12 protein-coding genes are annotated in these 13983 nt (G+C 38.0%); 9 read left to right on the top strand and 3 right to left on the bottom strand.

Annotation, left to right across the window (positions count from 1 at the left end; translation table 11 throughout):
* Nucleotides 1-138: 138 nt before the first annotated feature.
* The 4 genes from sppA (at nt 139) to MHB42_RS13970 (ending at nt 3601) form a co-directional block, all read left to right on the top strand.
* The gene (gene sppA, locus MHB42_RS13985) at nt 139-1152 is read left to right on the top strand and encodes a signal peptide peptidase SppA (protein WP_340806922.1); all 1014 of its coding nucleotides are present in this window, start codon (nt 139-141) and stop codon (nt 1150-1152) included.
* A 12-nt stretch (nt 1153-1164) separates the two neighbouring features.
* Entirely contained in the window at nt 1165-1791 is a 627-nt protein-coding gene (locus MHB42_RS13980; protein ID WP_340806921.1) for an RDD family protein, read from the top strand.
* A 287-nt stretch (nt 1792-2078) separates the two neighbouring features.
* Nucleotides 2079-2582, top strand: a complete 504-nt coding sequence (gene tpx, locus MHB42_RS13975; RefSeq protein ID WP_340806920.1) for a thiol peroxidase — start codon at nt 2079-2081, stop codon at nt 2580-2582.
* Nucleotides 2583-2671: 89 nt separating this feature from the next.
* Complete coding sequence (locus tag MHB42_RS13970; protein WP_340806919.1) at nt 2672-3601, top strand: class I SAM-dependent methyltransferase; 930 nt, start codon at nt 2672-2674, stop codon at nt 3599-3601.
* A gap of 73 nt (nt 3602-3674) precedes the next feature.
* Here the strand turns inward: MHB42_RS13970 and MHB42_RS13965 are convergent, their stop codons facing one another.
* Nucleotides 3675-4124, bottom strand: a complete 450-nt coding sequence (locus MHB42_RS13965; protein WP_340806917.1) for a universal stress protein — start codon at nt 4122-4124, stop codon at nt 3675-3677.
* 411 nt (nt 4125-4535) lie between these two features.
* Here MHB42_RS13965 and ald point away from each other — a divergent pair, with 411 nt between their 5' ends.
* Nucleotides 4536-5648 (top strand): alanine dehydrogenase, encoded by a 1113-nt coding sequence (gene ald / locus MHB42_RS13960; RefSeq protein WP_340806916.1) that lies wholly within the window; start codon nt 4536-4538, stop codon nt 5646-5648.
* 230 nt (nt 5649-5878) lie between these two features.
* On the opposite strand, the gene MHB42_RS13955 is transcribed toward ald, so the two are convergent.
* On the bottom strand, nt 5879-6967 hold the full coding sequence (locus tag MHB42_RS13955) for a M24 family metallopeptidase (RefSeq protein WP_340806915.1): 1089 nt from the start codon (nt 6965-6967) through the stop codon (nt 5879-5881).
* 227 nt (nt 6968-7194) lie between these two features.
* Between MHB42_RS13955 and MHB42_RS13950 the strand changes: the two genes are divergently transcribed.
* Nucleotides 7195-7878, top strand: coding sequence for a metal-dependent hydrolase (locus MHB42_RS13950; protein ID WP_340806913.1), 684 nt, complete (start codon nt 7195-7197; stop codon nt 7876-7878).
* Nucleotides 7879-8029: 151 nt separating this feature from the next.
* The gene (locus MHB42_RS13945) at nt 8030-9337 is read left to right on the top strand and encodes a DRTGG domain-containing protein (RefSeq protein ID WP_340806911.1); all 1308 of its coding nucleotides are present in this window, start codon (nt 8030-8032) and stop codon (nt 9335-9337) included.
* Between the two features lie 78 nt (nt 9338-9415).
* Here the strand turns inward: MHB42_RS13945 and MHB42_RS13940 are convergent, their stop codons facing one another.
* Nucleotides 9416-9721, bottom strand: coding sequence for a YtpI family protein (locus MHB42_RS13940; protein ID WP_340806910.1), 306 nt, complete (start codon nt 9719-9721; stop codon nt 9416-9418).
* A gap of 90 nt (nt 9722-9811) precedes the next feature.
* Here MHB42_RS13940 and MHB42_RS13935 point away from each other — a divergent pair, with 90 nt between their 5' ends.
* Both MHB42_RS13935 and dnaE read left to right on the top strand, forming a co-directional pair.
* Nucleotides 9812-10759: a DHH family phosphoesterase gene (locus MHB42_RS13935; RefSeq protein WP_340806909.1), complete on the top strand. Its 948-nt coding sequence runs from the start codon at nt 9812-9814 to the stop codon at nt 10757-10759.
* 19 nt (nt 10760-10778) lie between these two features.
* Entirely contained in the window at nt 10779-13859 is a 3081-nt protein-coding gene (dnaE, locus tag MHB42_RS13930) for a DNA polymerase III subunit alpha (protein WP_340806907.1), read from the top strand.
* Nucleotides 13860-13983: the final 124 nt, after the last annotated feature.

The following is a 13983-nucleotide window of genomic DNA, read 5'->3' as shown; positions in this document are numbered from 1 at the left end:
GGTAAGGTATTATGAGGAAATAAATAGCATCAGTTTTATTGTTGGTTAGGCAGATGAGTCAATCACTTGCATATTATTTCAAAAAAATGAAACGAATATGGTAATTATTCGTATTACATGTTGAGGAGGCGGAAAGACATGAATGTAAAAAGATGGGTTGCTTTAGTAGTGGCAGGTGTTCTTTTATTGTTTTCATTAGGTGTTAACACTATTTTTGCGCTATTTAAGTCAGACTTCTTAGGGAATTTTGATAGCCTAATGGCAGGAAATAGCTTAGATGTTTATGAAAATGTTATTGAGGGTGATAATTTTGATAAACGCATTGCTTATTTAAAGGTGGATGGTACGATTCAAGATATTGGTTCAAGCACACTTTGGCAGCCAGTGGCATATGACCATCAATTTTTCTTAGAGCAATTGGATAATATTTTATATGATGAGTCTATTCAAGGTGTTGTATTAAGTGTTAACTCACCAGGTGGTGGCGTGAAAGAATCAGCAGAAATTTATAAAAAACTTGTTAAGATTAAAGAGGAACGACAAATTCCAATTTATGTATCAATGGATTCGATGGCTGCATCTGGCGGTTATTATATTGCAGCACCAGCAGATAAAATATTTGCACATCGCGATACAATTACAGGCTCTATTGGTGTTATTATGCAATCTATTAATTATCAGGCATTAGCTGAAAAAGTAGGCGTAAAATTCGAAACGTTTAAATCAGGTGCACACAAGGATATGCTAAGTCCGATGCGTGAAGTAACAGAGGAAGAGCGTGCGATGATGCAAGATATGATTAATGAAACATATGAGGAATTTGTAGATATTGTTGAGCAAGGACGTAATATGTCTGAGGCAGATGTTAAAAAAGTTGCAGATGGTCGTATTTTTGGTGGCACAAAAGCACTTGAAGCAGGCTTAGTAGATGAAATTGGTGATGAGGAAGCAACGATTGCTGCATTGCGTGAAGATTATGGATTAGAAGATGCTACTTTGTTCGAATATGCCTATGATATGGGTGGCTGGCAGTCCTATGTTGGGATGAAAATTGGCTCTATGTTTGGCCCATCGGCAGAGGAAAAAATGCTGATGAAAATCATGACAGACTATAGCGCACCTAAAATGATGTACTTATATGGTGAATACTAAGGAGGGAGTACAATGACAAACAATGAGATTGTTATGCAAGGTTCACCCTCTACGGAGAATAGTGCTGTAATGGAGCCATCGGATGTAGCGATAAAATCCAAAAACTATGCTTTAAAAACAGCAGGCTTTTGGGTTCGATTTTGGGCATTTTTATTAGATGGATTTATTGTTACGGCTATAGGCGGTATACTCGTTAATCCTATTTTTTATCTAATGGATTGGTCTTTATCAGAATCTGTTTGGTATGCACCAGTTTCTATTATCACAGCAATCCTCTATTATAGCTATTTTGTGCTAATGACAAAGTTTTTTGGGCAAACATTAGGGAAAATGGTATTTGGTTTACGTGTTATTTCCTTAAAGCATGAAAAGCTTACTTGGTCAGATGTACTATTTCGTGATTGGATAGGCCGTATTATCAATAATATTTTTATGCCACTATATATATTGGTTGTGATTTTGCCAGAAAACCAAGGCTTGCATGATTATTTTGCTGATACAACAGTAGTGCATGAAAAAGTTTTTGTTGAAAAAGAAGTAGTATCATCGCCTTTACCAAAGCAAGAGGATATAACAGTAGCAGATGAACAAAAGGAAAGCGTGGAACTTGCCAAGCTAGAAGAAAAACATGAGCAATAGTTGAAGCTACTATATTTAATCAGGTGTGTTGATGGTATAAATAATAAGCGTATTTTGTAGGGAAAAACACTGTTTTGTTGATTAGCGTGGAGGAGGTATCCACGGAATTTAATAAAATTCTAGCTAAGCTCTGTAAAATACAGGCTCATCAACATGTCTGCTATTTAATAGTTGCTGTTAAAAAGGATGTTTGTGATCATTGCTTGTAAGAAAGTAAGCTGTCTGAGTTGCAATGAATTCCCTTCATTTAGTAATATGAATACATATGATGATGAGGAGGCGTTTAGATGGCACAAGTAACATTTAAAAATGGTCCAGTAACACTAGTAGGAAATGAAGTAAAGGTGGGCGACCAAGCACCAGATTTTACAGTATTGGCAAATGACCTATCACCAGTAACATTGAAAGATTCAGAGGGGAAAATTCGCTTATTCAGTGTTGTACCATCATTAGATACTGGCGTATGTGATGCACAAACACGTCGCTTTAATGAGGAAGCAGCTAATCTAGGTGATAATGTAGTAATCTATACGGTATCTGTTGATCTTCCATTTGCTCAAAAACGTTGGTGTGGTGCAGCAGGTATTGATGCTGTTCAAACTGTTTCAGATCACCGCGACCTTTCATTTGGTGAGGCATATGGTGTGTACATTCAAGAATTACGTCTTCTGACACGTGCAGTATTTGTTGTGGATGCTAATAATAAAGTGACATATGTTGAATATGTTCCTGAAGCAACAGATCATCCAAATTATGAAGCAGCAATTGCAGCTGTCAAAGCACTGGCATAATGTATTGCTTTTAGGCTAAGATAATACTAGACAAAAGAGCTGTGACGAGTTTTTGTCACGGCTCTTTTCTGCGTGAAAGGAAGTTATTTATGGAAAATATCGAGAAATTATTTGGGTTGTTAAATGAACATGCTGAAAAAGTTGAACAAGAACAAAATGTAACATTGCTAGAGGGGCTATTAGAGGGCTTAGAGGCATGGTTAGATGGTGAGCTTGATTTTTCACAGCAAGATGCAACGAAAGAGGATATTCGTAAAGCTATTCAAATTGCCATTTTAAAAGGAATGCGCAAAGGTTCACAGCCAAACCATCAAATGACTCCTGATACATTAGGTTTATTAGTTGGTTATTTTGTAGAGCAAATATTTGCAGAACGTCTTGAGCATGAAAAAATTTCGATGTTGGACCCAGCAGTAGGCACAGGCAATTTATTATTAACGGTTATGAATTTATTGGATGGAAAAGTAGATGCAACTGGCGTAGAGGTCGATGAGTTACTCATTCGTTTAGCCGCTGCCACTGCGGACTTAACGGAACAGCCTGTTTCTTTATATCGTCAGGACGCTTTAGAGGATTTATTGGTAAATCCTGTTGATGCAGTTGTATGTGATTTACCTGTTGGCTATTATCCAAATGAAGAGGTTGCTCTTAATTATGAGCTATGTCCATCAGAGGGAATGAGCTATGCCCATCATTTATTTATTGAGCAGTCCATCAATTATACAAAGGAAGGTGGTTATTTATTCTTCCTTGCACCATCACATCTTTTTGAGTCAGAGCAATCGAAACAGCTACACAAATATATTCAAAAGCACGCTTGGATTCAGGCGATTATTCAGCTACCAGACGCCATGTTTGCCAACAAAGCATTAGAGAAGACGATTGTTATTTTACAAAAGCAAGAAAAGACATTAAAAGCACCTAAAGAGGTGTTATTAGCTAAAGTACCGAATATGCAAAATAAACAGGCACTTGCCTTATTTTTTGAAAAAGTGAAGATGTGGAAAGAGGGCAAATAATTGTTCGTGTTCACAAAGTCAACACAAGTAAAAAGGTATCCTAGTAGAAGGATACCTTTTTATGTATTGCATATTAATTTTCTGGTGTACGGATAACAAGTACATCACATTTAGCTGAGCGTACAATTGCTTCAGATACTGAACCGATTAGGAAGCGTTCAACTGCATTTAAACCAGTTGCACCACAAATAATTAAATCTGCGTCTACAACATTAGAAAGCTCTTTTGTGATGATATTTTTTGGAGAACCATACTCGATAATAAGGTTAATATTTGTTAAACCTGCATCCTCAGCTTGCTTTTTGTAGCCATTTAATAGCTCCTCAGAAAATGCTTGCGCACGCTCTGCAATGGAGCGGTCATATGCCTCGATTGCTGCAAATGAACGAGTATCAATAACATTCACTAGATTTAATACAGAACCCTCATTACGTTTTGCAACATCAATTGATTTACGAAATGCATATTCAGCCTCTTTTGAACCATCTACTGCCACAACAATGCTTTTATAATGATTAGCCATTTGAATAACCTCCCTAATTTGTATATGTTGATTATACCAAATGATTTTCTAAAGGAAATACTTTCCGACAGAAAATTTGTAAAAAAGTGAAGGAATTTCACTTCAATGTATATTTATCTAATTCCCACTATTTAAAGTATGTAAACGTTTTTTTGTAGTCATAATGCTTGAATAATGTTACCAATTCATTGTTATGCTAACCGTACTATTTAGTTTTTGAATATAATAATTTAAGAGAGTTTCCATGGTTTGAATATTCTGTATTTTGAAAATATTAGGAACCTTTTTGTTTTAATTTTAGTTAAAGCTTTTTTTGTATTTGTTTGGTAATATGGAATTGTAAGCGGTTCATCAATCCATCGTTAGATAAATGATGCTGATTTCTTAGGTTACGGAAGGGGATAGGAAACAATGAAGATTGGTATTCCAAAGGAAATTAAAAACAATGAAAATCGTGTGGCAATGACACCAGCAGGGGTTGTGACATTGACACATGCAGGGCATGAGGTATTCATTGAAACAGGAGCAGGCTTAGGCTCAAGTTTTACAGATGCTGACTATATTGCAGCTGGAGCACATATTGTGCAAACTGCCAAAGAAGCATGGTCACAAGAGATGATTATGAAGGTTAAAGAGCCTGTAGCTTCTGAGTACGATTATTTCTATGAGGGTCAAATCTTATTCACATATCTACACTTAGCGCCAGAGATTGAATTAACTCAGGCACTTTTAAATAAAAAGGTTGTAGGTATTGCCTATGAAACAGTTCAATTAGCAAATGGTTCGTTACCATTGCTTACACCAATGAGTGAAGTAGCAGGTAAAATGGCTGCACAAATTGGTGCACAGTTCCTAGAGAAAAATCATGATGGTAAAGGTATTTTACTAGGTGGCGTATCAGGTGTACCACGCGGTAAAGTAACAGTTATCGGTGGTGGTATTGCAGGGACAAATGCTGCGAAGATCGCTGTTGGTATGGGCGCAGATGTAACAGTTATTGATTTAAGCGCTGAGCGTTTACGCCAATTAGAAGATTTATTTGGTCGCGATGTGCAAACATTAATGTCTAATCCATACAATATTGCAGAATCAGTGAAAAATTCTGATTTAGTGATTGGTGCTGTGTTAATTCCGGGCGCAAAAGCACCAAAGCTTGTGTCTGAAGAAATGATTCAGTCTATGCAGCCAGGCTCAGTTGTTGTGGATATTGCAATTGACCAAGGCGGTATTTTTGCGACATCTGATCGTGTTACAACACATGATGATCCGACATATGTCAAACATGGTGTTGTACACTATGCTGTCGCTAATATGCCTGGAGCGGTTCCACGTACATCAACAATTGCCTTAACAAATAATACAATTCCATACGCACTGCAAATTGCCAACAAAGGCTATAAACAGGCTTGTCTAGACAATGCTGCATTGAAAAAAGGTGTAAATACATTAGATGGACAACTTACTTATAAAGCAGTGGCAGATTCACAAGGATTACCATATGTCAGTGTGGATGAGCTAATTTAATAAATAAAAAAGGAAGCATATTCATAGTGCTTCCTTTTTATAATGATTGGTTTCAGGAAAGAGTAAGTATCCATTACTTGTAATTGCTGCCGAAACTGATAAAGATGCTAGCATACAAGCATTTTCACTAGTAAAAAACGAACAATCCAATGTGAAACTGTTATCAAGTTTTTCAGAATCGTTCGTTCTTTCTGTTGATAAATAAGACAACGAGCTATGTTGCAATCCTTTTATAGAACAATTAATTCTTTTGGGAATTTTGTTAGAACTTCAACGCCATCTTTTGTTACAACCACATCATCCTCGATACGAACTCCTGTTACATCTGCTTTATAAATCCCTGGCTCAATCGTAAAGACCATACCTTCTTCCATTGTCAGAGCATTTGCTCCTGTTACGGAAGGGAATTCGTGTACGGAAATACCAAGGCCATGGCCAAGGCGGTGTGTGAAATATTCACCATAGCCTGCTTCTGTAATAGCATCGCGCGCAATTTTATCTAAGTCCATTGCACGAATACCAGGCTTCACGGCTGCAATTGCCTGTTGATTAGCAGCTAAAACGGCATGATAAATGTCTTTCTGTGCTTCACTAGGCTCCCCAAAAGCAACAGTACGCGTAATATCTGAGCAATAGCCATCATAAATAACGCCAAGGTCAAACAATACCATATCACCCTTTTCAATTTTACGAGCACCTGGTGTACCATGTGGTGATGCTGTTTTAGGACCACTTAGTACCATTGTTTCAAAGGACATTTTACAGCCCTTATCTTGAATAGCCCTTTCAATTGCTGTAAGAATTTCCATTTCTGTTTTCCCCTCAGCAATTTCCTTGCAGCCAACTTCAATAGCATAGTCAGCAAGTTCCGCAGCCTTCCGCAATTTATCTAATTCCTTTTCATCTTTGATCACACGCATGGCATTTATTTTTTCATCAAGGCGAACAAAGTTTGCCTGTGGAAATGATTGCTGTAGTGCCTCGAAACGCTCAACGATTAAATGTGCTTTTTCAATAGCAATTGTATGTGGAGGTACTTGGCGTGCGGTAATCGCTTGCGCAACAATTTCCATTGCATTATCAGTATCTTGATGACCAATCACCTCGTAAGACCACCCAGCATCCTTAGCATCTGGAATCTCCATTTTAGGACAAATTAGAAAAGGTTCAGCCTCCTGAAAAATCATCACACCTAGTAACCTTTCATGTGGATTACTGTTAAAGCCTGAAACGTAAAAAACATTATCAGGTGTTGTGATAAATGCTGCATCGATGTTGTTTTGCTGTAAGTAACTTTGAATTTCTTCAACCTTTGACATAAATATGTCCTCCTTTAATACCATGGGGAATTGTACGATAAAGTGTCGATAACTATTATTAACACGCTCTATCTTGTGAATTGAATAACTGTGTTCTAACAGGGTATATAGCTGTTAGAGAACCTTATGATTATTCTCTGTACAAGCATATCAAAAAAAGGGAAAACACGCATGGATAGCGAATAAAAATGATGAGTCATAATTTGAAAGACAGGGAGGATTTTTCAATGAAAATAAGTTATCATGGACATTCGGTTGTTAAAATTCAAACAAATGAACAAACCATTTTAATTGATCCATTTATTAATGGAAACGGACAAACTGATTTAATAGTAGCGGAGGAAGCACCTGATATTATTATACTGACACATGGGCATAATGATCATGTGGGCGATACAGTGGAGCTTGCCAAGAAAAAAGATGCGCTTGTTATTGCACCAAATGAATTAGCGAACTGGCTTTCTTGGCAGGGTGTAAAGGTACATCCTATGCATATTGGTGGCGCAAAGGAATTTGATTTTGGTAAGGTGAAATTTACACAAGCTTTCCACGGCTCTTCTTATGTAACAGAAAATAATGAAATTATTTATATGGGGATGCCAGCAGGCGTTTTACTATTTATAGAGGGGCTAACAATTTACCATGCAGGTGATACAGCCCTATTCGGTGATATGAAGCTAATTGCTGAACGTCATCCAATTGATATTGCGTTTTTGCCAATTGGTGATAATTTTACAATGGGACCAGAAGATGCAGCTTATGCGGTATCATTGTTAAAGCCGAAAATTGTTGTACCGATTCATTACAATACATTCCCACCAATCGAGCAAAATCCACAAGTTTTTGCAGATTTAGTACAAAATGCAGAAGTTCAAATTTTAAAAGCTGGTGAAAAAGTAGACTGTTTCTAATCATTGACCGTGCTGTACTATATGATTGAATACCACGCTGGTAGTTGACATAATGGGAAAGGTTAAGCAATTTCATCACTTTATATTCAATATTTTTATAAAAAATATGCTACACTAAGAGCTAATGGAAGCATAGAAAATAGGTGATATTTTGTCGACAAAACATGAGAAAATTTTACAATACATCGAATCACTACCCGTGGGCGATAAAATTTCAGTACGTCAAATTGCAAAGGAAATGCAAGTAAGTGAAGGAACGGCTTACCGTGCGATAAAGGAAGCAGAAAACCGTCGCTTAGTAAGTTCCATTGAGCGTGTTGGAACCATTCGTATCGAGAAAAAAAAGAAAGAAAATATTGAACGCTTAACATTTGCAGAAATTGTTAATATTGTAGATGGTCAAGTTTTAGGTGGCAAATCAGGCCTACATAAAACATTAACAAAATTTGTGATCGGTGCGATGCAACTAGAGGACATGATGCGTTACACAGATGCAGGCAGCCTATTGATTGTTGGAAACCGTATTAAAGCGCATGGTAATGCACTTCGAGCAGGTGCAGCTGTATTAATAACAGGTGGTTTTGATACAACTGATAGTAATAAGGAACTTGCGGATTCGCTGGATTTACCAATAATTTCAACAAGCTATGATACATTTACAGTAGCAACAATGATTAACCGTGCAATTTACGATCAGCTCATTAAAAAAGATATTTTATTTATCGAAGATATTTATATCCCAATGACGGATACAGCTGTATTAAAAAGCGATGAAACGATTTGTCATTTCCAAAAGCTGAATGAGCAAACAACGCATGGTGCATTTCCTGTTGTCACACAGCAAAATAAGCTTGTTGGGATGGTTACTGTTAAAGATGTTATTGGACGTGAGGAAAATGAACTGATTGAAAAGGTTATGACCAAAAATCCGATTGCAGGCTCTATGAAAATGAGTGTAGCTTCTGCAGGACATCGCATGATTTGGGAAGGCATCGATTTGTTGCCAATCGTTGATGATGATAATATTTTGCAAGGTGTGATTAGTCGCCAAGATGTATTAAAGGCACTGCAATTAGCACAAAGGCAACCTCAGCATGGTGAAACAATTGATGATTTAGTGAAAAATGAAATCAAGGTGCTTGGTGACGAAGAGTTAATTGTAGAGTTTAAAGTCACACCTCAAATGACCAATCAATACGGGGCGATTTCTTATGGAGCCTTTACAACCTTGTTAGCAGAGGTAGGCTCATTTGCATTAAAACGCCGTAAGCGTGGGGATGCGGTGGCAGAGAATATGACGATTTATTTTATTAAGCCAGTGCAAATGGAAAGCACGCTAACGGTGAAGCCTCGAATTTTGGATATGAGTCGTAAGTTTGTGAAAATGGATTTCGAAGTGTACAACCAACAAATGCTTGTTGGAAAGGCAATGATGATGTTCCAGCTATTAGAACGTTAAATAGTAGAAAGGGGTATCTCAACGTCATTTGAGATACCCCTTTTCCATGATAAAAATATATGGGAATGGCTTATTTTCTTATTGATTGATACGAAACTCTTCTTCCACAAATTGGCCATAATGACGTGCTTTTTTCGTATTTTCTACAATCACAAAGATGCCTAATACAACAAGAATTGTTACAATAATAAATGTATAAAGCCCTGGGAATAAGTAGGCTTGGTTTAAAGCGAAAAACAAAATAAAGGACCCAAAGCCGATATTCGCCTTACTTTTGTACCATTTTTTAGCAATAGGCAATGGAGAACGAAACTGTTTTGTTTTAAAATAGAAATAAAAGACGAAAGATATAATAATCGCAAATACAAATATTAAATTGAGCATAGTAAACCTCCTAGCATAACTAGACATTATTGTAACGATTATTATCGAAAAATGCTAACGGTTCTTACTATCATTTTGGAGGAATTTATTGTGAAAAGACAAATCATCGACACAATTGCTGCATACGACACTATTATTATTCATCGGCATGTACGTCCAGACCCTGATGCTTACGGCTCCCAGCAAGGACTAAAAGCGTTAATTTTAGCAAACTATCCTCATAAAAAGGTGTTTGCTGTAGGAGAGCATGATGCCTCTTTAACATTTATGGCACAGCCTGACCAAATCACAGATGATATTTATAACAATGCTTTAGTCATTGTAACAGACACTGCCAATACAGAGCGTGTAGATGACCAGCGTTATACACAGGGGAAAATGGTTATCAAAATTGACCATCACCCAAATGATGATGCTTATGGTGACCTTTTATGGGTAGATACAACAGCTAGCTCTTGCAGTGAAATGATTTATGAGCTTTATGAGGAAGGGAAGGAAGTGGCTAACTGGCAACTTTCAGCGGCTGCCGCACGCCTATTATTTGCTGGTATTGTTGGCGACACAGGAAGATTCCAATTCCCAAGCACGACAGCGAAAACATTTAAAGTGGCTTCAGAGCTGATTACATATGATTTTGATCGCAATCAAATTTTTGATGGTATGTATGAAATGGAGCAAAAACTACTAAATTTACAAGGTTATATTTATCAAAATTTTCAAATGGATAAGCATGGAGCCGCACATATCAAGCTAACAAAGGAATTGCTGGCAGCACATGATGTTGTACCGTCAGAAGCCTCGCTATTAGTCGGCTGTCTTGGCAGTGTGAAGGGAATATGTGCATGGGTTGTGTTCATTGAGGAGGGAGAGCAAATCCGTGTGCGTTTACGTTCAAAGGGACCAGTCATTAATACATTAGCAAAGGAATTTAATGGTGGTGGGCATCCGCTTGCATCTGGTGCTACAGCTTATTCATGGGAGGAAGCAGATCGCGTTATCGCTAGATTACAAGAGATTTGTAAAGCGTACCATTCATAAAGAAAAGGAAGGGATTCATTTGACACATGTATATACAAAAATGCATACGAGCGCGGATTTATTGAAAAGTACAATTCGACTTGAGCAATTGATTCCTTTTTTACAAGAGCAAAAGACACAGGCCTGTGCAATCGTTAATACGAAATTGTACGGGCTTTTGCCTTTTTGCAAAGCGATGCAGCAGGCTCATATTCATGCGGTTATAGGGCTTTCAGTAAAGGTGCAGTGGCAGGAAGAAATCATACCACTTGTACTGTATGCGCAGTCACAGGAGGGCTATCAAAATCTGTTGAAAATTAGCAGTGCTATTTCCATTAGGGAGGACGAGATATTACCTTGGAAATGGCTTGAAGGCTATGCAGCGGGCTGTATAGCAATGCTATCAACGGATGATTTAATAGAGAGTGAGAACTGGTATCCAATGGTTGATGCTGTCGCCCAGTTATTTCAACATTATTTTTATATGGGCATTGCAAGACCAGGAGGGATAAAAACAGCGAATGAGGAGGCATTTGTAGCATGGTGTCAAAACAATGCGATCCAGCTTGTTGCTACTCAAAGCTGTTATTTTTTACGACCAGAAGACCATATTGCCTATGAGGTTGCAAGGGCAATTGATACAGGAGAAAAGCTTGGCACAACACTACGAACAGCTAGCTTACAAGGATATTTTGTGCCAACAGCAGATGAATGGCAAAGCTGGTTTTCTGATCGCCCAGAGTGGTTAGCATCTAGTGCAGCCATGCTTGCAAGCTGTAAAGCAGTGATTCCTGACATGCCTGTGCAAATGCCTAAGTTTCCAGTGCCAGTAGGCGAAACGGCTGAAAGCTTGCTTGTAAAAGAGGCGTTTAAAGGATTGGAGGAGCGCTTTAAACAACAAGAAATACCAGCTAATTATCAGGAGCGCCTGCAATATGAGCTGGATATTATTTGCACGATGGGCTTTGCAGATTATTTTTTAGTTGTGGCTGATTTTATGCGCTTTGCCAAAGACCATCGTATTTTAACGGGACCCGGTCGTGGCTCGTCAGCAGGCTCACTTGTTGCCTATAGTTTATTTATTACGCAAGTAGACCCACTTGCTTATGGCTTATTATTTGAGCGGTTTTTAAATCCAGAGCGTATTACTCTACCTGATATTGATATTGATTTTGTCGATAGTAAAAGGCAGAAAGTTATCCAGTATGTTGCGCAAAAATATGGCAAAGCAAATGTGGCACAAATTATTACGTTTGGTACATTATCTGCTAAGGCTGTGGCTAGGGATGTAGCAAGAGTTTTTGGCTTTGATGCGGAAACATTAGAGAAAATTTCTAAAATGATTCCGAATAAGCCGGGAATGACCTTGCAAAGAGCGCTCGCAGAATCGCATGATTTACAGGGCTGGCTTGCAGCAGATGACAAGCATCAGCATTGGTTTGAAATAGCTTTAAAGTTAGAGGGATTACCAAGAAATTCATCCACACATGCAGCGGGTGTTGTGCTTGCTCCATCACCATTAGTACAAACAGTACCAATTGAAGAGGGGCATGATGATATCTATTGTACACAATGGCCAATGGGAGATATCGAAGCATGTGGTCTTGTTAAGATGGATTTTTTAGGCTTGCGTAATCTCACCATTTTAGAGCAGATGCGTTGGTCTATTTATAAAGCAGGAGGCCCGTGGATTGAATTTGAACAAATTCCTCTGCATGATGCAGAAACATTCCAGCTGTTACAAAGAGGCGATACACTCGGTATTTTCCAATTAGAATCAGAAGGAATGAAGCAAGCTTTACGGGATATTCGTCCAACGCATTTTTTAGATATTGCGGCTGTCAATGCACTATATCGTCCGGGTCCAATGGAATTTATTCCTGTCTATGCAAGAAGAAAAGCGGGCAAAGAGCATATTGCTATGCCCCATCCTGTGTTAGCGCCTATTTTACAAGAAACCTTTGGCGTAATTGTTTATCAGGAGCAAATTATCCAAATCGCCTCTGTGCTAGCAGGCTTTACAATGGGACAGGCTGATTTACTGCGTCGAGCGGTTAGTAAAAAAAATCGCCAAATTTTAGAGGAGCAGCGTGCTGTCTTTGTAAATGGAGCATTACAACAAGGCTATGAACAATCTGTGGCAGAAGAAGTATATGAATTGATTGTGCGTTTTGCTGACTATGGTTTTCCTAAAAGCCATGCAGTAGCCTATAGTGTGATTTCCTATCAAATGGCTTATTTAAAGGCACATTTCCCGCATAGCTTTTATGCAGCATTGCTATCAAATGCAACAGGGAACATCGATAAAATTTTACAGCTTGTGCAAGAGGCAAAAGACAAGGGAATTCCGTTTTATCCACCTTCGTTAAAAAATAGTACAAAATATTTTACAGTAGAAAATCAAGGGATTCGCTATAGCTTATCAGGCATTAAGGGTGTTCCTCATACGTTTATAGATAAAGTCAAGACATTACGACAAACAAATCCAGAAACATTCAATAATTTATTTGATTTGGCTGTTGCCTTAAGTGCACAGCATTTTAAGCCAAAAGTGATGGAGTCGTTAATTTTCGCAGGTGCACTTGATTATTTAGAAAAGGATCGTGCTGTTCTTATGATGACAGTGGATGCTGCATTGAAACATGCTGAGCTACTAAGACCGACTGAAGATATTGACCTAGCAACAGCGACCACCTTCAGCTTTGGCACGCCAAAATATGTGGAGGCAGCAGCCATGTCACAAAAGGAAAAATTGATGCATGAGAAGGAGAGTTTAGGCTTTTATATTTCTGCACATCCAGTCACAGAAGAAAGGCTATACTGGTCTGATCTTAATTGCACATGTCGAGAGCTTAAGCATACACGAGATGGTACTTATGTGAAAATGCTTGGCTTGATTGAAGAAGTAAAAAAAATTCGAACAAAAAAGGGCGAGCAAATGGCTTTTGTGCAGCTTCAGGACGAATATGGGGCTGTGTCTATTACATTATTTCCACAAGTATTTCAGCTTGTTCAAGATATATTGCGAGAGGATGATATACTTTTTATTGAAGGAATTTTGGAGCGACGCTTTGGCAAACCACAGATCAAAGTAAAACATGCACAAGCGATGAAAAAGTGAGGAATTTAAACAAGAATTTAGAAACTGCATGAAATTTTATGCAGTTTTTTCTTTACTTTTGGATAGTTCTTTTGTAAGCTAGAGTCAATGTTAAAAGTGGTCTGGCCACTTTTTGATAAGGGGA

The sequence above is a fragment of the Lysinibacillus sp. FSL K6-0232 genome, assembly GCF_038008325.1.
Lineage (GTDB): Bacteria > Bacillota > Bacilli > Bacillales_A > Planococcaceae > Lysinibacillus.
Note: the sequence above shows the minus strand (reverse complement) of the source record. Positions and strands in the feature narration are given on the sequence as shown.

Excerpts from the sequence above, each read along its gene's own strand:
- sppA (WP_340806922.1), top strand. The coding sequence starts at position 139 with ATGAATGTAAAAAGATGGGTTGCTTTAGTAGTGGCAGGTGTTCTTTTA.
- MHB42_RS13980 (WP_340806921.1), top strand. The coding sequence starts at position 1,165 with ATGACAAACAATGAGATTGTTATGCAAGGTTCACCCTCTACGGAGAAT.
- tpx (WP_340806920.1), top strand. The coding sequence starts at position 2,079 with ATGGCACAAGTAACATTTAAAAATGGTCCAGTAACACTAGTAGGAAAT.
- MHB42_RS13970 (WP_340806919.1), top strand. The coding sequence starts at position 2,672 with ATGGAAAATATCGAGAAATTATTTGGGTTGTTAAATGAACATGCTGAA.
- MHB42_RS13965 (WP_340806917.1), bottom strand. The coding sequence starts at position 4,124 with ATGGCTAATCATTATAAAAGCATTGTTGTGGCAGTAGATGGTTCAAAA.
- ald (WP_340806916.1), top strand. The coding sequence starts at position 4,536 with ATGAAGATTGGTATTCCAAAGGAAATTAAAAACAATGAAAATCGTGTG.
- MHB42_RS13955 (WP_340806915.1), bottom strand. The coding sequence starts at position 6,967 with ATGTCAAAGGTTGAAGAAATTCAAAGTTACTTACAGCAAAACAACATC.
- MHB42_RS13950 (WP_340806913.1), top strand. The coding sequence starts at position 7,195 with ATGAAAATAAGTTATCATGGACATTCGGTTGTTAAAATTCAAACAAAT.
- MHB42_RS13940 (WP_340806910.1), bottom strand. The coding sequence starts at position 9,721 with ATGCTCAATTTAATATTTGTATTTGCGATTATTATATCTTTCGTCTTT.